Consider the following 18,146-nt stretch of genomic DNA (forward strand, 5'->3'; position numbering starts at 1 on the left):
TCCACTACGCTAGATATTCATTATCGATGCGCCTGACAAGTTGACCCTTCAATGAATAATCAATTGAAGGAGTCATTATGACTAGCTCGACAAAACGCATTATCGTGGTTGGCGGTGGGATTGGCGGCACGATGACCGCCAATAATTTAGTCGCTAAATTCTATCCGGAAATTCTAAAAGGTGAAATTGAGATCATGATGCTCTCAAATTCCCCTAACCATATTTACAAGCCGGCCAATATGTATGTGGCTTTCAATGCTTTTCATCCGCATGAACTGGTGCGTAAACAACGTTCGTTATTACGCCCGGAAATTATTTTTCATGTCGATGGCGTTGAAAGTTTCGAATTTGAGCAAAATCGCGTCCTTTGCCAAAGCGGCAAGCGTTACGATTATGAGTATCTGGTGATTTCCACCGGCTGCATTCCAGCTCCGGAACGCATTGAAGGCCTAAAAGAGGCAGGCGATCATTTTTATCAAACTAAAGCGGCCCAACAACTCGCGCATAAATTACGCACCATCGAAGAGGGTCGTATTTTTATCACGGTCAATTTCCCCAAGACCCCTAATGTGCCTCATCAATGCGGCATTGCCCCTATCGAAACCACGTTAATGCTTGATGAATATTTGCGTAAACGCGGCGTACGGGACCGGGTAGAGATTATTTACAGCTATCCAACCGTCTCTCAATTATTGCGTAATTGTTTATTTTTACAAAAACCCACCTGCGATGTATTGCCTACCATTTTCGATAGTAAAAATATTAAATATCAACGCGGCTTTACGTTAGATAAGGTTGATCCCGAAGCAAAAATTGCTTATTCGGAAGAAGGCAAATCTCAAGAATTCGATATTTTAATGGCTACGCCGCCTATTCGTGCGGTAGATGCCGTCATTAATTCGGGCAAGTCGCAAGCACAAAATAATGAAGGCTGGTTACCGACCGACTTTGAAACCTTGAAAATGTATGGTACCGATAATGTCTATGTGATGGGCGATACTGTCGATTTGCCGGTTAGTAAAGCCGGTGGCACTTGTCATAACCAGTCACCTGTCGTGGTGGAAAATATCGCTTCGGAAATTCGTCGCGGTTACACCTCTGCTATTTATGACGGCAAAGTACAGGCCATCGCTCAAATGGGATTGGAAGCCGGCATGCCGCTGTGGTACGACTATAAACATGATGTACAGGTCGCCCCACCTACCAAGCTCGGGGGCTTAATGCGTAAAACGTTTAATCGCGGCATTTATTGGGCTGTTGCGCGTGGAATAGTTTGATTACAGAGGAATTAATTATGTCTGAAGAAATGCAGTTAAATACAAATGTAGAAAAACTTATGTCGGCTACGGTTCTTAATGACCCGGCAACCATCGATGGCATTAAGAATCTAATCGATAAAGCCACCCCTTTAGTACAAGCCGGACGCTTCAATAACATCATCGATTTATTGTCGATCATATCTGACAATATCGAATTTCTTGATGAAGCAGCACTGGAAAAAACCACTAAAGTAGGTGAAGAAATTTTAGCCTTGGGTTGGACAGCCGGTAATGCCGTGCGTATGGCAAACGCGCAAACCGAAGCATTAGAAAAGCCACCCGGTTTGTTTCAATTAATCAGCTCGCTAAACGATCCGGATGTTCGTCGTTCATTACATTTTTTTATCGGCACCATGCGTATTATTGGTCGGCAGATGAAAAATGATTAATCAGTCTATTTTAGGCGGCTTGCTTACTTAAATAGGCGACAACTATTATCAAAGTTATGCAGACTAAATTTCCCCTCGCACTCCACGCTGTTGGGTAGATATTTAGCCCGTTAATAATAAATTATTAACTCAACATTCACTCTATTTTAAAAATATTATGAAAATAACTCACACGTTAAAAAAACCGCTTACTGCTTTAATTCTATTGTTTCCATTGCTGGCACAAGCTGAAATTTTAGCGTTAGTTAATTATCAAAGTAAACCCGATCAAACGCTAAAGCGGGAAGGGTTGGCGATTATTGATCTTGATTTCAACTCTGAGAACTTTGGAAAAATTGTAACGGATATTCCATTACCCACAGATTTAGTGGTACATCATGTTTTTTATAACAAAGATGTAACTAAGGCCTATGTCGCGTCCTTAGGCAGTAACCCCTTGCAAGTGATAGATATGACAAAACAACCTTATGAGCTTAAGAGCATTTCTGTTCCTGAGTGTCAGGTAGCGGAAGACTTGGTCTTTTCAGGCGATAAAAAAAGATGGTATGTCACCTGTATGGGTTCTAGCAATGTCATTATGGGTGACGCACAAACAGATAAACAGATTAAAGTCATTGCTGCAGCCAAAACAGCGACAAGCAAAAAATTTATTAGTCATCCGCACGGTATTGGCATAAACGATGAAATTAATCGAATTGTAATTGCTAACACGGTGCACCCGACTGATTTCAGCGATGCAGATGAAACAGTAACAATCATTAAAGCCCGTAGTGGTGAAATACTCTCTACACATAAAATGTCGGAAAAAGCATCCCCTTCAGGTTCAGCCCCTGTTGAGGCGGTATTTTTACCTAAATCAAATCCAATACGGCTTTATATCAATACCATGTTTGGCAATACCCTGTGGACGGGCGTTTGGAATAGCATGAGTCAAAACTTTAGTTTTTCACAAGTTTTTGATTTTAACCCTTTAAAACAAGGCGTTCCTTTAGAAATTTACTTTAATCATAAACTTGACAAAATGTATATTACTACCGCAAGCCCAGGTTATTTAAATATTTTCGACATTAAAAATCCAGCTAAACCGGTACTTGAAAAATCGATTGCAACTGCGGAGGGCTCGCATCATGTTGTCTTTTCTCCTGATGAACGATATGCCTTTGTACAAAATAACCTTTTAAATTTACCTAATATGAGTGATGGTTCTATTACAGTAATAGATTTGCAAAAATCGACTGTGAAAATGACGATTGATACTTTTAAAAATCAAGGCCTAAATCCAAACAGTATTGTCATGATGCCGAAATGGTATCATGACAACGCCCACTAGAAATGGTCGAAAAAGTCAAGTGATGCGACCAACTTGATTCATGGTTTTACAAAACTGCAAGTAAGTATCCCCCGGGCAAAGTCGGGGGGGATATTTAATTATTGGTTAAGTTAGCAGTGCACAAATGCCGCATTGCCAAGCGAGCATCGGCATATTCTTTTCGCCACAACTTCGCAGGCTAATTGTTAAAAGCCAACCTGGATATTCACTCCATTCAGGAGTTTTTGGGTCATAGCGATTTGAAAACCAAGCTGATCTATATTCATCCTGTACCCAGTAGGACGATCAAAGAAGCTAAACGCCCGTTAGATTTTTAAGACAAACAAAATCGCTGGCGGAAATGAGCTAATTTTCTGTCATTGGTCAATCGGCGCCAACACCTCTGGGGCATAAAAGACGGCCGCCTTTTTTACTCGCAGGGCACAAGTAAGATTTCACGCTCCATGCGCAACCGTTCATTTTCTTTTCTTAGTCTCAACAGCTCATCTTGATTGACCAAATTTAACCCGGCTTTCTTTGATGACGGATCATCTTTCACCATTGGCCGTTCTGCTTTCACCCATCGCCTCATTGCTCTTAATGAAACGCCCAAATGATCAGCAACTTCCTGCTGTGTATAACCATTTTCGATGACTAATCGAGCCGCATCTTGCTTAAATTCCAAACTGAATTTAAGCCGTTTTGACTTGATTTTGTTACTCATATTCACCTCTACTGACAGTATAAATTCTGCCTTTAGAAGTGTCAGATTTATTAAACCATTTCAAATCCTTACGATCGGCCTTATAAAGCCAGTGAATCTTTAGAGCCTTTTGTTTATTAGCACCTATTGCTAGAGTGGAACCCCGTGCTCAACAACTTATTTCTCGACTTCCAGGACTTGCCAACCACCACCTAAAGCCTTGTAAACCGCAGTTAGCGCGGTGGCTGTGGCTGTCTCGCTTTGAGCCAACTGACTTTGATCCTGCAGCACGCGGGATTCGCTATCCAGCACGCTGAGAAAATCCTCTATACCTTCCCGGTAACGCAGTTGCGCCAGTTCGCGGGCTTTTTCGCTGGCTTTAGCCGCATTGGCCAACAAGGCGCGCCGGTTGCGTTCCTGATTGTAAGTAACTAGGGCGTTCTCGGTTTCTTCCAGCGCATTCAGCACGGTCTGTTCATAGTTGGCCAGGCTGGATTCGGCGCGGGCATCGGCGGCCTTGATGCGCGCGTAAACCCGGCCCAGATCGAAAGCTGCCCAACTGATTTTCGGGCCCACCGAATAGGATTCCGCACCGGGGGCGACCATTGCGGACATGGAACTGGCTTCCAGTGAAATACTGCCGACGAAGGTTACGCGTGGAAATAAATCGGCAGTAGCGACGCCGATGCGTGCGGTAGCCGCCGCCAGGTTGCTCTCAGCGATACGGATGTCGGGGCGGCGTTTCAACAACTGTTCCGGGTTGCCAATCTGCAGCGTATCGGGCGCTCTGGGTAACGGCTGAGGCTGTGTCAAGTTGTCCGTCAATGCCGCCGGTAATTGGCCGGTAAGTACGCTAAGCCGGTGCACGGCGCGCATGATATCGCTTTTTATACTGGGAATAAATGCGCGAGTGGTTTCCAGTTGTGCCAAGGCTCTGGCGGTATCCAGTTCAGTGCCACGGCCGTTTTCAACTTTAACTTGTGTCAGTTCCAGTGTTTGTGATTGGTTGTCGGCATTCTGCTGAGCGACCGCCAACTGATTTTGCAAACCGCGCAGCTCGAAATAATTCAAGGCCACCTCGGCAATCAGGCTGACGCAAACATCGCGCAGGCTGGCATCCATAGCCTCGACTTCGTCATTACTGGCTTCGACATTGCGGCGTACCCGTCCGAAAAAGTCTATTTCCCATGCTGCATCGAAGCCGGTGTTGTACAGCTTGAGTTCGCGCGGCACGAAATTACGATTGTTCATTGAGCCGGTACTGCGTTTTTGTTCGTTATAGTTGGCATGCGAGGTAACTGTCGGAAGCAAATTCAAGCCTGTTTCCAGATATAGGGCGCGGGCCTCGGCCAGATTGGCCCTTGCGGCTTTTAACTCGAAATTATGCTGTAAGGTTTTATCGACTAGTGCTATTAGTTGCGCATCGTTGAACGACTTCCACCAGCTAATTTCCACCGCTTGGTCGGAAAACACCGCTGGGGGCGCATTGGCAAAGCTGGCCGGTAGTTCCTGGTATGGCGTTTGGTAATCCGGGCCCACGGCGCAGGCGCTCAACAAAGCGCTAGACAGTATTATTAGGCTGAAGCGTGCCAGACTCTGGAGGGGGCCATCAGCATTGAGCCGAAAGCGGTTTTTGCATGTATTCAGTTTCATAAAGGCAAATCCGAGGAAGGTTGATCGGACGATGAAGCGCTGGGTCGTTTGCGGCTGTTAAGGCGTTGAGCCAAAGTTTGTATCGCCACATAAAACACCGGCGTCAATAACAGGCCAAATACTGTCACGCCTATCATGCCGCTGAATACTGCGGTGCCGAGTACTTGGCGGGATTCGGCACCGGCCCCTTGGGCGATCACCAAGGGAAATACCCCCATGATGAAAGCAAAAGAGGTCATCAGAATCGGCCGCAAGCGGATGCGGGATGCTTCCACGGCGGCTTCAAAGGGGCTGATACCGGTTTCCTGGCGGCGCTTGGCGAACTCGACGATCAGAATGGCGTTTTTGCTGGCCAAACCCACCAGGACGATGAATCCGACCTGCGTGAAGATATTGTTGTCCATCCCCGCCAGCCAGATGCCGGTCATCGACGACAAAATACACATCGGCACGATCAAAATGACCGCAAACGGCAATGACCAACTTTCGTATTGGGCGGCCAGGGCTAGAAATACGAAAATCACGCTTAACGGAAATACCAGCATCGCTACGTTGCCGGCCAGCACCTGCTGCAAGCTGAGCTCCGTCCATTCGAAAGAAAAACCGGGCGGTAACTCAGCGTCCAACAGCTTGCTCATGACGCCGATGGCTTGGCCGGAACTGACACCGGGCAGGGTCCCGCCGTTAATTTCCGCCGCCGGATACATGTTGTAACGAGTAATTTTATCCGGTCCGGTTATTTCGTCGATTTTGGCGATAGCGCCCAGTGGTACCATGCCGCCTTGCCTGTTCTTGGTCTTCAGTTCGGTAATATCGGCCGGTTTCATGCGAAATTCAGCATCGGCCTGTGCCACCACCTGGTAAGTACGGCCGAAGGCATTCAGGTCGTTAACATACAAAGAGCCCAAATAAATCTGCAAGGTGTCGAATACATCCTGCAGCGGGATGTCCATGGCTTTGGCACGGGTACGGTCGATATCGACAAACAGTTGCGGCACGCTGGCCCGGAAGGTGGTAAATAAACCGACCAGACCCGGTTGTTGGTTGCCGGCGGCTATCATCTCGCCCGCTACTCGTTGCAGTTCTTCAGTGCCGGCGTTACCTCTATCCTGAATTTGCAATTTGAAACCGCCGACCGAGCTCATGCCGCGAATAGGCGGCGGTGCGAAAACCGCGATCCGGGCATCTTCGATCGACGTCAGGCGTTGGTTAAGTTGCTTGATGACCGCGTCGGCATGTAATTCGGGATGGCCGGCCCGGTGGTCGAAGCTATCCAGGCGCGCGAACATGGTGGCGACATTGGACTGGTTGGCGCCCGTCAGTACCGACCAGCCGGCATAGGCGACAACATTTGCTACCCCATCGGTACCTTTTATAATGCGGGTGGCTTGCTGTACTACCTGTTGAGCGCGCGACAACGAGGCGGCATCCGGCAGTTGCGCATACAGAATCAAGTAGCCTTGATCCTGCTGCGGAATGAAGCCTGTGGGTACTTTTTCAAAGGCCAGCAGATTCAGGCCGTTCAGGCCGGCATACAAGACCAGTACGACTGTTGTCATGCGAATCAAACGGCCGACCAAGCGGCCATAACCTGCACTGAACCAGCTGAAAAAGCGGTTGAAACGCATGAAAAACCAGCCGAACAGCCAATCGAACAGCCGGGTAACAGCATCCTTGTCATGATGGGCTCTATCCAGCATCAAAGCACACAAGGCCGGGCTCAGGGTTAATGAGTTGAACGTCGAAATCACCGTCGAAACTGCGATGGTCAGCGCAAATTGCTTGTAAAACGCGCCGGACACGCCGGTAATAAAGGCGGTCGGCACGAATACCGCGACCAGCACCAGCGAGGTTGCAATGATGGGGCCCACCACCTCGCTCATGGCCTTTCGGGTAGCTTCGCGGGCGTTCATGCCTTCGGCGATATGCCGCTCGACGTTTTCCACCACCACGATGGCGTCGTCGACCACGATACCGATGGCCAATACCAAGCCGAACAGCGACAGGGTGTTTAAGGATAGTCCCAGCGCCGACATCACCGCAAAGGTGCCGATTAACGACACCGGTACCGCTAGTAACGGAATCAGCGTGGCACGCCAGTTTTGTAAAAAAATGATCACCACGATCACCACCAGCAAAATGGCTTCGAACAGGGTTGTGGTCACCGCATCAATGGACTGCCGCACAAACACCACGGTGTCGTAGATCAATTTATACTCAAGGCCTTCCGGAAAACGGGTTTTCAGCTTGTCCATCGCCTCGAGTACGGCTGTTTTGGTATCCAGCGCATTGGAGCCGGGCAACTGGAATATCGCCAAGCCGACCGCTTGGTCCCCATTTAGATATAGCCCTGAGTTGTAATCCTTGGCGCCCAGTTCGATACGCGCCACATCTTTCAACTGGGTAATTTGACCGTCCGGACCTTGCTTGATAACGATGTCGCCGAATTGTTCCGGTTCCTGCAATCGACCCAATGTGCTGACCGTATATTGGAATTCGGCGTTCTCCGGCGAAGGTTGCTGACCGACCACCCCGGCCGCCACTTGCACATTTTGCTCCCGAATCGAGCTCACCACTTCGCTGGCGGTCAGCTCGCGGGCGGCGATTTTTTCCGGGTTTAACCAAATGCGCATGCTGTAGTCGCGGGCACCGAACACCAGGATTTCACCGACGCCGGGCAGGCGGGCCAGGGTGTCCTTGATTTGCAGCAAGGCATAGTTGCTGAGATAAATACTATCGTAGCGTTTGTCCGGCGAGATCAGGCCAACGACCAGGCTCAGGTCCGGGCTACGTTTCTTCACGCTGATACCCTGGCGGCTTACTTCTTCGGGCAGCTTCGGTTCGGCCAACGCCACCCGATTTTGCACCAATACCTGGGCTTTATCCAGATTGGTGCCGGGTTTAAAGGTTATGGTCAGCGACATAGTGCCGCTGTTGGTGGATTGCGAGGACATGTACAGCATGTCTTCGACGCCGTTGACTTCCTGTTCGATTGGTGTGGCCACCGTTTCCGCCACGACCTTGGCATTAGCGCCCGGATAGCTGGCCGTCACCAGTACGGTCGGCGGAGCGATTTCCGGATATTGGGCAATCGGTAATCCGATCAAGGCCAAGCCACCGACCAATAATATGACGATGGACAACACCGACGCGAAGATCGGCCGGTCGATGAAAAAATGCGTGAATTTATCCATGGCTTATTGCGCTCCTTGTCCTTGCGCATCGGCAAGTGAAATGCGTTCGGGAGTCACCGTGATGCCCGGTTTCAGCTTTAGCACACCTTCGATGACCACCCAGTCGTCCGGTTGCAGGCCTTCACGGATCACGCGTAGCGAGCCGATGAGAACCCCCGGCGTCACCTGGCGGTACACAACCTGGTTATCTTGATTCACTACCCAAACAAAGCGATTGGCCTGGTCGGTGCCAATGGCCCGATCCGGCAGCAGGGTGGCTAAATAAGGGGCGCTGCCCTGTACCCGCATGCGGGCGAAAAAGCCTGGGCTCAACAATTCGTCGGGATTGGCGAAAACGCCGCGCAGGCTGATAGTACCGGTCGCGGCATCTTCGCTCGGCGCTTGGTAGTCCAGCTGGCCCTGGTGCAGAAAGTCGGTTTCGTCCGCAATTGCCAGTTGCACCGGCGTGCCTTTCAAATCGGTGGAACCGTTTTTCAGCTGTTGATTTTGCCGGCGGTATTTCAATACCGATTGTTCGTCGGCATCCACATACACATACACGGGATCGGTGGAGACTATGGCTGTCAACGGCGTGGAGTCTGCGCCGGCATTGATCAGATTGCCGACGGTAATCATTTCGCGGCCGATACGTCCGCTGATCGGCGCCCTGATTTCGGTATAGTCCAGATTCAGTTTCGCTGTATACACATTGGCTTCCGCCGACTTAACGGTAGCGGCAGCTTCCTGCAAACCCTTGTTTCGACCGTCGTATTCTTCAGTAGAGATGGCTTTGGCGCGCAGCAGGTTTTCGGCGCGCAGTAGATCGTTCTTGGCCAATTCTTGTTTAGTTTTGGCGCGTTCCAACTCGGCTTGGGCATAGTTGAGTTGGGCTTTAAACGGTTTGGGATCGATCAGAAACAACAAATCGCCTTTATTAACTTTCGAGCCGGCGACGAAGTTGATTTTTTCCAGATAACCGCCGACGCGAGCGCGAATATTCACCGCATTTATCGCCTCGATCCGACCGGTATATTCGTCCCATTCCGTGGTTTGTCGATACAAGGGTTGGGCGATTTTTACTTGAGGTGGCGGAGCCGAGGCCGATTCCGAAGACGAGCCGCATCCCGCTAATGCTGTAGCCATTGCCAGCGCAATCGTCGCATGGCGCAAATCCGGCCAGAATGCTGGTTTTGCGAAATTCGGCCGGTATCCATATTGCTTGCGTGCAGGCGGAACCAAGTGCGGTAAGCGGGTATTTTCGTCCATAGTCGAGGCCTCAAAAAACACAAAATATAAAACGGTAATATCAATTACCGTTTAGTCTAGGGTATCATTTCGTATCGAGTCAATTTATTTTTGCGTGATAGATCATGATCAAATGCGGGCGGCCCTGTAAGGGCGAAGAACTGTTAAGCCGGGATAGAGTCCTTGATTCGGCTTTGCAGTTATTTCTCGAACACGGTTACGGTAATCTGAGCATGGAAACCATAGCCCGCGATGCGCATGTGTCGCTACGGACTATTTATCGACATTTTGATGGTAAGGCAGGTCTGTTCGGTGCCTTGATCAGGCGCTGTACTGACCAGTTTATCGGCAGTCTGTCGGAAGACTGTTCGATGGAAGAGGCCTTGATTGCTTTTGGCCGGCAGTTTTTATTTCGCATTACCCGGCCGAATGTTTTGAGAATACGGGCAATATTGATTGGGGAATCGCAACAATTCCCGGATTTGGCAACTCAGTTTTATGAGCAGGGTCCCAGTCGAACCCTTGAACAGCTCACCGAGTTTTTTGCTCGCCACCAGCAGGCGGGACGAATTCGTAATATCGAGCCCGACTTTCTGGCCGACCAATTTATCAGCGTGTTACGCGGCGAACGTTTGCAAAGATTGCAGTTAGGCCTGGAAGCGCCGCCGGAAGAGAGTGACATCGAGGTTTGGGTTGCCAAAACCACCAGCTTGTTTTTAGAGGGCTGTTTAGCTCGATAAACTTGCGTAACCAAGTTATCGATAGCATACGCATTACCTGAAAGTGAAAAATGAACGTCCGGCCATTCTGGGTGCTATCACTAGAATTCATCAGCGTGTTCCTCAACGCCATCGCCTCGGGCAATCATTATCGCTTGATGTAAGCGCACTAAATCGGCTTCCAGTTTTGAAACTTCCTCCGGGGAATAATCATTGAATAGTTGATTGATATGGCTTAAATGCTCTGGGAATGTTTGTTCGTATACAGCCCGTCCCGCTTCGGTTAAACGTACGATTTGGCTACGACCGTCTTTTTTCGAGGCCAACCTTTCTACTAGCCCTTTGTCTTCCAGACGGCTGACAACACCGGTTAGCGTGCCTTTGGTGATCAAAGTCTCCTCGCCAAGCTTCTTGGATTGCATGCCGTTACTATTGCCCAAAGTGATGATCACATCGTATTGCGGTAAAGTTAAATCAAGCGCATGAACATGTCGGGCGGCATAAGATAAAAACGCTTGGTGTGTGCGGAGTAACTCGCGCAATACCGTTGGAAATGTTAAGACAGAGGTCATGATTCAAGAATAATTGTTCTAATTAGAACGTGATAATAACTGTAAGCCACTTTACTCTCAAGAAAAACTTGGCGAATTCGTAGCATAAGTGCATACCCTGTTTAGCGAGATGGGATGCAACCTAACTCATGAGGTCAGCGGCAGGCAGCTATAGTTAGTAAAGCCCGACCACATCACCCGCCTGATGATTTTTACAGACCGCCTTAACTTTGGCACACCAGCCCGCTATTCCGTCAACTAGCTTTTCACTGCCGTCACCATGCGCAGCAATGATCGCCTTACGTAACCGTAGCAGCGTCGATTCAAGCGTCGCAATGTCTGCTAGGGAATATTCCTTAAATAGTTGGTTAACATAGTCCAGATGCTCGGGTACGGCTTGTTCAAATAAGGTTTGTCCCGCCGTCGTTAGGCGGACAATCTGACTGCGGCCATCGGTTTTCGAGGCAATCCGTTGTACTAGGCCTTTATGCTCCATGCGGTTGATAATGCCGGTCAAGGTACCTTTAGTGATTAAGGTTTTCTCGCCCAGTCTCTTGAAAGTCATGCCGAACGCATGGCCCAAGGTCAAAATAATATCTAATTGGGGCAGCGTCAGCTCTAAGGTGTGCGCATGAATGGCCGCATAATTTAAAAAAGCCTGATGCGTACGCACTAACTCGTTGATAAAGAGTGGAAATTCCATTGTAGGTGACATAGCATTCAAACTCATTTGGTTCTAATGAGAACTAAATATAGGCCTAATCAAACCTAGTCTCAAGCTTTTTACTTCAATTTGCCGGTATTCATCTAAAACCCTTCCGCTCGACCCTCTAAACAGTGTCTGACCGCCCTTATTAAGGTGATTTTCTGGTTTTTCGGCAAGTGTGACCGCCGCAATGAAGCCAATAGCACGCGGTCTACGACGCGTCAAACCAGTGAAGATAGATGTCTATATAGAATAAGCAATTGATAAATGAAAAATTTATTTTATTAAAGCAGATAACGGAACTCGATAAAAAAACAGGTCTAACAATTATTTGTTCTAATTAGTACAAAAAATCGTACTAATTAGAACTAACGGTGTTAAGATACAACCCTACTTAGCGAGTCACTTGACTCATTCGTTAGATTGAACTCTTTTATTTACCACTTGTGAGGCTTACCCCATGAACATATTCAAAAAAATTCTACTTTCTTCTGTTATGACTGTCTCTATGGCGGCCATCTCATCAGTTGCTTCTGCGGTAGAGAACCCTTCCTATGAAGACGTTAAAGCGGCCATCGAAAATACCCAGTCTAAAGTTGATGAAAGCATTGCCGCGTTGAACAATGGCGCCGACAATGAAGTAGTTATAGAAATGATCACCGATGCCCGTCAATTGCAAAAAGATATTGCCAATAATGTGCTTGACCTGAAACGCAACCAAGCCAGCAATGTGTTGAAAAAAGCGCGTACAGCCCTCAAAAGTAACGAACTGGAAGTCGCTAAAGAATCGTTAACTGATGCGGCAAACCGCTATAAAGAAATCCAAAATCTTTATGCAGCGAATCACTAAGCGCTAAAGGTAGTCACGCCTTCGGGCTGATCACTTTAAGTAATACCTGAATCCGTGATTCCACATATTGCCTGACATTTTATCCTGCCGCCTATTCCAAAATTCGCTGTGTTTAAAAGTGGCATCCCGGCAATCGAAAAGTTTTACACCTTCATACGTGAGGGTGTAAATAAACGGTTATTTTCAATCCCGCGAGGTGGTTGATGCGGATGGTAAAACCGTTGCGCATGAATGGCGGTTTTATCTTTGTGGGTTTAATGCTGATTCGGCGACGATTTTATGCCATGACAAAACCACTGAGCAGGTGCCTATCGATGCCGACAACCGCATTTTGATTGATGGTCAATGGTTTTCTTCGCTTCATTGGGATCATTGATGGGGTCTGCCGCTGCACTGGATGTTTGCATTTCAAAAGCGTGAAAAGCATTAGTTTATTTGGATGTTGGGGCATTTTTCGCTATTCGCGAAAAACCGGACGCCCTTCGAGGCTCGCTATTCGCTCGGTCGTACCGACTGGCGGCTATTGCCGCCACCCTCAGGCCGCCTTGCCGCGCTCAATAAGGGGTCGCCTTTTGCTACGCGTCAGGCATGACACCCCTTAGCCACTGGGGCTTATCCCTTAATAGGAGGACCGTTAGGATTCCAGACAGCCAGTGCAGCCGACTCCTAAAAATGACACCCGCTATAGTGGTCGTCTTTCTGGGGTATACCTATACGGTACGCAGCCATTGAGACAACTTTCGCGTATCAATAGGGTGCAATTTTAATTTTTGAGGCATGCCGACATTAATGTCTAGATCTTAATGAGACAAAAAGGGCACATTTTACAGTTGCAATTAAAGTGAGCCCACGAAAATGAAATGCGAGCCTTTACCTATAAATGCAAGCTCAATTGCAGATAATCGGGGTTTGAGGCGCAGTGGAACGAAAAACCGAGTTAGCGTCCATCCTAATGCGCTACATGATTGAATGATCTGCCCTTGCATCACTCAAAGCATTCGTGAGTGCCGGAATCGCTGGCTTTATTTTACTTATATCTACCCTGTTTCTGATCTCACTTATACACTTCTCGGCGATTGCCGATCTTCAGTACTAAGACGCACAACACGCCGTCCTGAATTTCACAAATTAATCGATAGTCGCCCACTCGATAACGCCACAAACCGCCAAGTGGACCTGATAAAGCCTTGCCTGTATTGCGTGGATTGTCGGTAGCAGCCAAACGCTCCCTCAAAAATTTCGTGATACGCCTCGCTTCGACCTTATCGAGCTTTGCTAGTTGCTGATTCGCCGTCTCTGTCAGTTCAATCCGCCAAGCCAAGCGCGTTCTCCACTTCATCCAATGAATAAACGCGTTCTTCACCTTTGCGAACCCGTTCTAACACATCGGTGGCCAAGTAATAATCTTCCATATCATCCAGTCCTTTCTCGATGATCTCTCGTAAATAAAATGCCTTGGTACGACCGGTTTGGCCTGCCAGATAATCAAGCCGTTTTTCAATTTCCGCAGAAAGTCTTATTGAGGTGGCCATGTATAGTCCCCTTTACGTCAAATATTGAATACATGTGATCAATGTATCACAAATTGCTTTTACCTGGAACAAAGAATAAAAAGCCGACAACCCGCTAAAACTAGCCAATTTACATTGGCCTTTATATTTTTGGCTGTGTACTTTACACTAGGCCAATTAAAGTATACCCAACTTGGCCTTAAATCCGCTTACTTTGGCCGCTAACTCGGTTATTAGTTCCACTACACCTTAAACCCCTTTACCGGGAGCGATGTCACTCTTACCAAAGCGTTTGAACAGCACTTCGGCGATACGGCGGTCAGTATTCTGGATCCCACTTTCCGGTTCAACAACAAGATCGGTGCGGAGGCTTCTCGGTTTGTCATGCAAAATCCGACGCAAATTGCCAAACAGATTCAAAGCCAGTCGGTCATTGCAGGCGCTGCAGTCTCGTTAATCAAGACCAATCAGGTTCAGGTGGGATTGGAGCCGCCTTATCGGCAATCAACGCGAAAGCAACAGCCGAAAAGCAGGCCAGTGTATTGATTTTAGCCTGGTTCAACTTCAAGAAACCGGAGCTGAGAAGCCTGAAGCAACAGTTCCCTCATCTGAAACTGCAGTTTATGACGGTACACGGCTCGAAGGGCAAGGAAGCCGATTATGTGGTCGTGTTAGGCTTGGAAAAAGGCAAGCACGGCTTACCGTCGGAGAAAGCGACGCATCCGTTATTGGAATTGCTCTTGCCGAAAGCGGAAGAATTCGCTCACGCCGAGGAACGCCGTTTGTTCTATGTGGCGCTGACTCGCGCGAGACATCATGTGTATTTGATAAGCGATGCCGATAAGGCTTCTGATTTTGCCCGCGAGTTGGTTGATCAGGGCTACGAGATTAACGTTGACGAATTTACCGGAGAGGGTTTTCAGGACAAGATTGCCGACATTCTGTGCAGTGAATGCGAAACCGGTTATATGGTGGCCAGGGACAGCAAACACGGCAGCTTTTTTGGATGCAGCCAGTATCCACTGTGCACGCATACCGAAACAGCCTGCCAATGGTGCGGCAGCGGCATGCGTGAAAAAGGCCGGTACCGGGTTTGCGAAAACAAACGCTGCGATTATGTCGAACCGGTTTGCCCGGCATGTGGCGGAAAATGAGCATCAGAAAAGGACCCTATGGCGAGTTCTGGGGGTGTTCACATTCCCGGAAAGATGCCGATTTTTCTTGTAAGCACACCGAGCAGTTTATCGATCTGAAAACCGCTAAACATATCCAATAGAAGATACAGGGTGTATTTTCAGTTTTTTTACTACACTCATCAGCATTGCTAACCAGAGGATATTAAGGAACTACCAGGATGACAGACGTCAGTAAACTTTCCACCACCCAATTAGCCAAACAACGCGGTATTACCCCCACCGAATTATTCGCCCAATTAAATACACAGGGTTTGCTCAAAAAAGAAAACGATCAATGGATGTTAACCGATACAGGTCTCAGCTTAGGCGGCGTGTATTTAACCGGGAAACACGGCAAATATGCAGCCTGGCCAAGCGATGTCGATTTCAATTTCGGTCAAACGGCGGGTAGCTCCTCTCCAAAAGCTGAAGCATCGACTCAAAAGTTCATTACCGCAACGGCTATTGGCAAACACTTCGAGTTATCGCCCAATAAAATGAATTACATCCTGTCGGAACTGGGCTGGATCAAGAAAGGCCTGAAAGGCTGGCTGATAACCGACCAGGGCTTACAGCTTGGCGCCCAGCAGGGTGAAGATGTAAGGTCCGGAATTCCTTATGTCCGTTGGCCTGAAAAGATACTGAATGTGAAAGCGTTAAACCTAAAAAGAGCAGTTAAAACTTGCTAAACTATCTCAAGTAATTGATATCAATTGAGAATGAGGCGCTTATGCAAGAGATCATGACTCACCCATTGGGTGATGGCCAATCAAAAGCATTGATACCCTTAGCTGAACCCGTAACGGTCGACACATTTGGCGGGCGGATTCATGTCGAATGGAATCCGCAAGCGGCCGTAACGCCGTTGGGGCAGTTGCCGTTTTTTATCGACTACCTGCACGTCAGTGGCTTGTTTGACGAGTGGGTGTCGAACTGTCCGTTGCACTGGACGAGTCCGAATGCCCCGACTAAAACCGATGTTTTAGGTACGGTGCTCTTGTCGGTACTGTCGGGCCATCAGCGCTATGCCCACATCAACGCCTTACGCGGCGACGGCGTCAATCCCGGTTTATTGGGCATGAGCAAAGTGGTCAGCGAAGACTCGGTGCGGCGCAGCTTCAGCAAAGCGCCGGAAGAGGAAGTCATTCCTTGGTTACAAGGAAGCCTTCAGCGAGTCTATACGCCGGTGTTGAGTGAGCCTTGGATTCTGGATGCGGATGCCACGGTGAAGACCATTTACGGCCAGCAGGAAGGCGCGGAAGTCGGTTACAACCCGCATAAACCGGGACGCCCATCGCATACCTACCACACGTATATGATCGCCAACCTGCGCTTGATTCTGGATGTGGAAGTCCGGAGCGGCAAACAAGTCGCGTCCAAGCACAGTGCCCCCGGGTTATGGGCATTACTGGAACGCCTGCCGCGTGAACACTGGCCGGCATTGATCCGAGGCGACCGCGACTGGGGCACCGAAGCCAATATGCGTGAAGCAGAACAGAGAGGCGTACCGTATTTGTTCAAACTGCGCCTGACTAAAGGTACGCGGACCCTCGTCGACCGGCTCATGCGCGGCTACGACTGGATAGATGCAGGCCAAGGTTGGCAAGGGGCCGAATCGACCTTGCGTCTAAGTGGCTGGAGCCGGAACCGGCGCGCCATCGTCTTACGTCGGCGGATCAAAAAAGACGTGGCGGTGGTGAGCCGACCGCAAGACGGCCCCGAACAACTCAGCTTTGCCGAGTTGAGCGATCAGGTGGATGTCTACGAATACAGTGTGTTGATCACGTCACTGGCTCACGAAATCCTCAGCATCGCCCAGCTGTACCGAGATCGCGCCGATGCCGAGAACAACTTCGACGAATTGAAAAATCACTGGGGCTGGGGTGGCTTTACCACCCAAGACTTGAAGCGTTGCCGCACGATGGCCAGAATCACCGCACTGATTTATAACTGGTGGAGCTTGTTCGTTCGATTGGCCAACCCGGATCAACATACCGAGGCGATCACCAGTCGCCCGTTGATGCTGTATGCGATCGGCAAACAGACGCGTCATGCCGGTCAAAACCGCTTGACCATCAGCAGCACGCACGCCGAAGCTGAAAAAGTAGAACAACACTATCGCAGGATTGCCGCGTTCTTCAGAGAGCTTCGGTCAACTGCGGAGCAGTTGACCGCGATCCAGCGCTGGTACCGAATCTTGAGTTTAGCGCTGGTTAAGTACCTCAAGGGGCGTCAATTGCAGCCGCCGGAATGCCTGCCAGCACCTGCTTAGTGGATTCAACCGCTCTTTTTAGGTTAAAAGACAGCATCGACAACATGAAAGGCGTCGACAAGCCCAAAACCGAAAGCGACAAAATGGACAGCTTCCGGCATAAATTTGAAGCGACGCACCGGGCGACAGATGGCCACTTTGTCCGGTCAAAAGCGGAAATGCTGATCGACAACTGGCTGTACATGGCCGAAATCGTCCACGCCTATGAGCGAAAATTGCCTATTGAAGAGGAAATGTACTGCGATTTCTATATTCCCACCGGCAAAGTCTACATCGAGTTTTGGGGCTACGATAACGATTCTAAATACCTGGCGCGTAAAGAGGAAAAGCAGGCCATTTACAAGAAGTATAACTTCAACCTGATCGAGTTGACTGATGATGAAGTGCTTAACCTGGACGATATTCTGCCGAGGTTATTGTTGAAGTTTGGGGTGCAGGCTTATTGAGGTGCACGATGCGAAGGCCGAAGACTTGAGCGATTACCTGAGCCTGACCTCGATCCGGGGCGAGGTGATGGTACAGTTTTGGTTGAGGCCTGGGATGCGACGGTGAAGTTCAGCTTTTCCGGAGG

The 18,146-nt window shown here is 48.9% G+C and carries 20 protein-coding genes; 12 read left to right on the top strand and 8 right to left on the bottom strand.

The annotated features are described in order from the left end of the window. Positions 1 to 77 precede the first annotated feature (77 nt). The 3 genes from GO003_RS23915 to GO003_RS23925 all read left to right on the top strand — a co-directional run bounded on the left by GO003_RS23915 (position 78) and on the right by GO003_RS23925 (position 3,038). Complete coding sequence (locus GO003_RS23915; RefSeq protein ID WP_159656196.1) at positions 78 to 1,277, top strand: NAD(P)/FAD-dependent oxidoreductase; 1,200 nt, start codon at positions 78 to 80, stop codon at positions 1,275 to 1,277. Between the two features lie 17 nt (positions 1,278 to 1,294). Then, positions 1,295 to 1,708, top strand: a complete 414-nt coding sequence (locus tag GO003_RS23920) for a DUF1641 domain-containing protein (protein WP_159656194.1) — start codon at positions 1,295 to 1,297, stop codon at positions 1,706 to 1,708. A gap of 157 nt (positions 1,709 to 1,865) precedes the next feature. Continuing rightward, a complete protein-coding gene (locus GO003_RS23925; protein ID WP_231089259.1) occupies positions 1,866 to 3,038 on the top strand; it encodes a YncE family protein in 1,173 nt (390 codons plus the stop codon). 409 nt (positions 3,039 to 3,447) lie between these two features. Here the strand turns inward: GO003_RS23925 and GO003_RS23930 are convergent, their stop codons facing one another. The 4 genes from GO003_RS23930 to GO003_RS23945 all read right to left on the bottom strand — a co-directional run bounded on the left by GO003_RS23930 (position 3,448) and on the right by GO003_RS23945 (position 9,812). After that, positions 3,448 to 3,741 (bottom strand): transposase, encoded by a 294-nt coding sequence (locus GO003_RS23930; RefSeq protein ID WP_159658610.1) that lies wholly within the window; start codon positions 3,739 to 3,741, stop codon positions 3,448 to 3,450. Between the two features lie 156 nt (positions 3,742 to 3,897). Next, positions 3,898 to 5,373, bottom strand: a complete 1,476-nt coding sequence (locus tag GO003_RS23935) for an efflux transporter outer membrane subunit (protein WP_159658611.1) — start codon at positions 5,371 to 5,373, stop codon at positions 3,898 to 3,900. Further along, positions 5,370 to 8,567, bottom strand: a complete 3,198-nt coding sequence (locus tag GO003_RS23940) for an efflux RND transporter permease subunit (RefSeq protein ID WP_159658612.1) — start codon at positions 8,565 to 8,567, stop codon at positions 5,370 to 5,372. Before GO003_RS23940 ends, GO003_RS23935 begins: the two co-directional genes overlap by 4 nt. Before the next feature lie 3 nt (positions 8,568 to 8,570). Further along, complete coding sequence (locus GO003_RS23945) at positions 8,571 to 9,812, bottom strand: efflux RND transporter periplasmic adaptor subunit (RefSeq protein WP_159658613.1); 1,242 nt, start codon at positions 9,810 to 9,812, stop codon at positions 8,571 to 8,573. 104 nt (positions 9,813 to 9,916) lie between these two features. On the opposite strand from GO003_RS23945, the gene GO003_RS23950 reads away from it, so the two are divergent. Next, positions 9,917 to 10,531, top strand: coding sequence for a TetR/AcrR family transcriptional regulator (locus GO003_RS23950; protein WP_159658614.1), 615 nt, complete (start codon positions 9,917 to 9,919; stop codon positions 10,529 to 10,531). Between the two features lie 80 nt (positions 10,532 to 10,611). Here GO003_RS23950 and GO003_RS23955 read toward each other — a convergent pair whose 3' ends face one another. Continuing rightward, positions 10,612 to 11,082 carry a MarR family winged helix-turn-helix transcriptional regulator gene (locus GO003_RS23955; protein ID WP_159658615.1) on the bottom strand — a complete coding sequence of 157 codons (471 nt, stop codon included), beginning with the start codon at positions 11,080 to 11,082 and terminating at the stop codon, positions 10,612 to 10,614. A 154-nt stretch (positions 11,083 to 11,236) separates the two neighbouring features. Continuing rightward, complete coding sequence (locus GO003_RS23960) at positions 11,237 to 11,776, bottom strand: MarR family winged helix-turn-helix transcriptional regulator (protein WP_159658616.1); 540 nt, start codon at positions 11,774 to 11,776, stop codon at positions 11,237 to 11,239. A 451-nt stretch (positions 11,777 to 12,227) separates the two neighbouring features. Here GO003_RS23960 and GO003_RS23965 point away from each other — a divergent pair, with 451 nt between their 5' ends. After that, positions 12,228 to 12,617, top strand: a complete 390-nt coding sequence (locus GO003_RS23965; RefSeq protein ID WP_159658617.1) for a hypothetical protein — start codon at positions 12,228 to 12,230, stop codon at positions 12,615 to 12,617. 196 nt (positions 12,618 to 12,813) lie between these two features. Further along, positions 12,814 to 12,993, top strand: coding sequence for a hypothetical protein (locus tag GO003_RS23970; RefSeq protein WP_206444772.1), 180 nt, complete (start codon positions 12,814 to 12,816; stop codon positions 12,991 to 12,993). A gap of 678 nt (positions 12,994 to 13,671) precedes the next feature. Here the strand turns inward: GO003_RS23970 and GO003_RS23975 are convergent. Both GO003_RS23975 and relB read right to left on the bottom strand, forming a co-directional pair. After that, complete coding sequence (locus tag GO003_RS23975) at positions 13,672 to 13,938, bottom strand: type II toxin-antitoxin system RelE family toxin (RefSeq protein WP_159658618.1); 267 nt, start codon at positions 13,936 to 13,938, stop codon at positions 13,672 to 13,674. Then, entirely contained in the window at positions 13,922 to 14,149 is a 228-nt protein-coding gene (gene relB / locus GO003_RS23980) for a type II toxin-antitoxin system RelB family antitoxin (protein WP_159658619.1), read from the bottom strand. The genes GO003_RS23975 and relB overlap by 17 nt, the downstream gene beginning before the upstream one ends. A gap of 363 nt (positions 14,150 to 14,512) precedes the next feature. Between relB and GO003_RS23985 the strand changes: the two genes are divergently transcribed. The 6 genes from GO003_RS23985 (at position 14,513) to GO003_RS24005 (ending at position 18,021) form a co-directional block, all read left to right on the top strand. Further along, positions 14,513 to 14,674 (top strand): hypothetical protein, encoded by a 162-nt coding sequence (locus GO003_RS23985; RefSeq protein ID WP_231089260.1) that lies wholly within the window; start codon positions 14,513 to 14,515, stop codon positions 14,672 to 14,674. After that, the gene (locus tag GO003_RS23990) at positions 14,671 to 15,282 is read left to right on the top strand and encodes a 3'-5' exonuclease (protein WP_231089261.1); all 612 of its coding nucleotides are present in this window, start codon (positions 14,671 to 14,673) and stop codon (positions 15,280 to 15,282) included. Before GO003_RS23985 ends, GO003_RS23990 begins: the two co-directional genes overlap by 4 nt. Beyond that, complete coding sequence (locus GO003_RS26310) at positions 15,279 to 15,404, top strand: hypothetical protein (protein ID WP_269144596.1); 126 nt, start codon at positions 15,279 to 15,281, stop codon at positions 15,402 to 15,404. The genes GO003_RS23990 and GO003_RS26310 overlap by 4 nt, the downstream gene beginning before the upstream one ends. Positions 15,405 to 15,482: 78 nt before the next feature. After that, positions 15,483 to 15,992: a hypothetical protein gene (locus GO003_RS23995; protein WP_159658620.1), complete on the top strand. Its 510-nt coding sequence runs from the start codon at positions 15,483 to 15,485 to the stop codon at positions 15,990 to 15,992. A 41-nt stretch (positions 15,993 to 16,033) separates the two neighbouring features. After that, positions 16,034 to 17,575 carry a transposase gene (locus GO003_RS24000; RefSeq protein ID WP_159658621.1) on the top strand — a complete coding sequence of 514 codons (1,542 nt, stop codon included), beginning with the start codon at positions 16,034 to 16,036 and terminating at the stop codon, positions 17,573 to 17,575. Between the two features lie 44 nt (positions 17,576 to 17,619). Then, positions 17,620 to 18,021, top strand: coding sequence for a hypothetical protein (locus tag GO003_RS24005; protein WP_231089262.1), 402 nt, complete (start codon positions 17,620 to 17,622; stop codon positions 18,019 to 18,021). The last annotated feature ends 125 nt before the right edge of the window (positions 18,022 to 18,146 follow it).

The sequence above is a fragment of the Methylicorpusculum oleiharenae genome (assembly GCF_009828925.2).
GTDB classification, from domain to species: domain Bacteria; phylum Pseudomonadota; class Gammaproteobacteria; order Methylococcales; family Methylomonadaceae; genus Methylicorpusculum; species Methylicorpusculum oleiharenae.

Bases quoted from the DNA above. Each gene is read 5' to 3' on its own strand.
- GO003_RS23925 (WP_231089259.1), top strand. From the start codon at position 1,866: ATGAAAATAACTCACACGTTAAAAAAACCGCTTACTGCTTTAATTCTA.
- GO003_RS24000 (WP_159658621.1), top strand. From the start codon at position 16,034: ATGCAAGAGATCATGACTCACCCATTGGGTGATGGCCAATCAAAAGCA.
- GO003_RS23935 (WP_159658611.1), bottom strand. From the start codon at position 5,373: ATGAAACTGAATACATGCAAAAACCGCTTTCGGCTCAATGCTGATGGC.
- GO003_RS23965 (WP_159658617.1), top strand. From the start codon at position 12,228: ATGAACATATTCAAAAAAATTCTACTTTCTTCTGTTATGACTGTCTCT.
- GO003_RS23960 (WP_159658616.1), bottom strand. From the start codon at position 11,776: ATGTCACCTACAATGGAATTTCCACTCTTTATCAACGAGTTAGTGCGT.
- relB (WP_159658619.1), bottom strand. From the start codon at position 14,149: ATGGCCACCTCAATAAGACTTTCTGCGGAAATTGAAAAACGGCTTGAT.
- GO003_RS23920 (WP_159656194.1), top strand. From the start codon at position 1,295: ATGTCTGAAGAAATGCAGTTAAATACAAATGTAGAAAAACTTATGTCG.
- GO003_RS23985 (WP_231089260.1), top strand. From the start codon at position 14,513: ATGCAAAATCCGACGCAAATTGCCAAACAGATTCAAAGCCAGTCGGTC.
- GO003_RS23940 (WP_159658612.1), bottom strand. From the start codon at position 8,567: ATGGATAAATTCACGCATTTTTTCATCGACCGGCCGATCTTCGCGTCG.
- GO003_RS26310 (WP_269144596.1), top strand. From the start codon at position 15,279: ATGAGCATCAGAAAAGGACCCTATGGCGAGTTCTGGGGGTGTTCACAT.
- GO003_RS23945 (WP_159658613.1), bottom strand. From the start codon at position 9,812: ATGGACGAAAATACCCGCTTACCGCACTTGGTTCCGCCTGCACGCAAG.
- GO003_RS23950 (WP_159658614.1), top strand. From the start codon at position 9,917: ATGATCAAATGCGGGCGGCCCTGTAAGGGCGAAGAACTGTTAAGCCGG.
- GO003_RS23955 (WP_159658615.1), bottom strand. From the start codon at position 11,082: ATGACCTCTGTCTTAACATTTCCAACGGTATTGCGCGAGTTACTCCGC.
- GO003_RS23995 (WP_159658620.1), top strand. From the start codon at position 15,483: ATGACAGACGTCAGTAAACTTTCCACCACCCAATTAGCCAAACAACGC.
- GO003_RS23930 (WP_159658610.1), bottom strand. From the start codon at position 3,741: ATGAGTAACAAAATCAAGTCAAAACGGCTTAAATTCAGTTTGGAATTT.
- GO003_RS24005 (WP_231089262.1), top strand. From the start codon at position 17,620: ATGAAAGGCGTCGACAAGCCCAAAACCGAAAGCGACAAAATGGACAGC.
- GO003_RS23915 (WP_159656196.1), top strand. From the start codon at position 78: ATGACTAGCTCGACAAAACGCATTATCGTGGTTGGCGGTGGGATTGGC.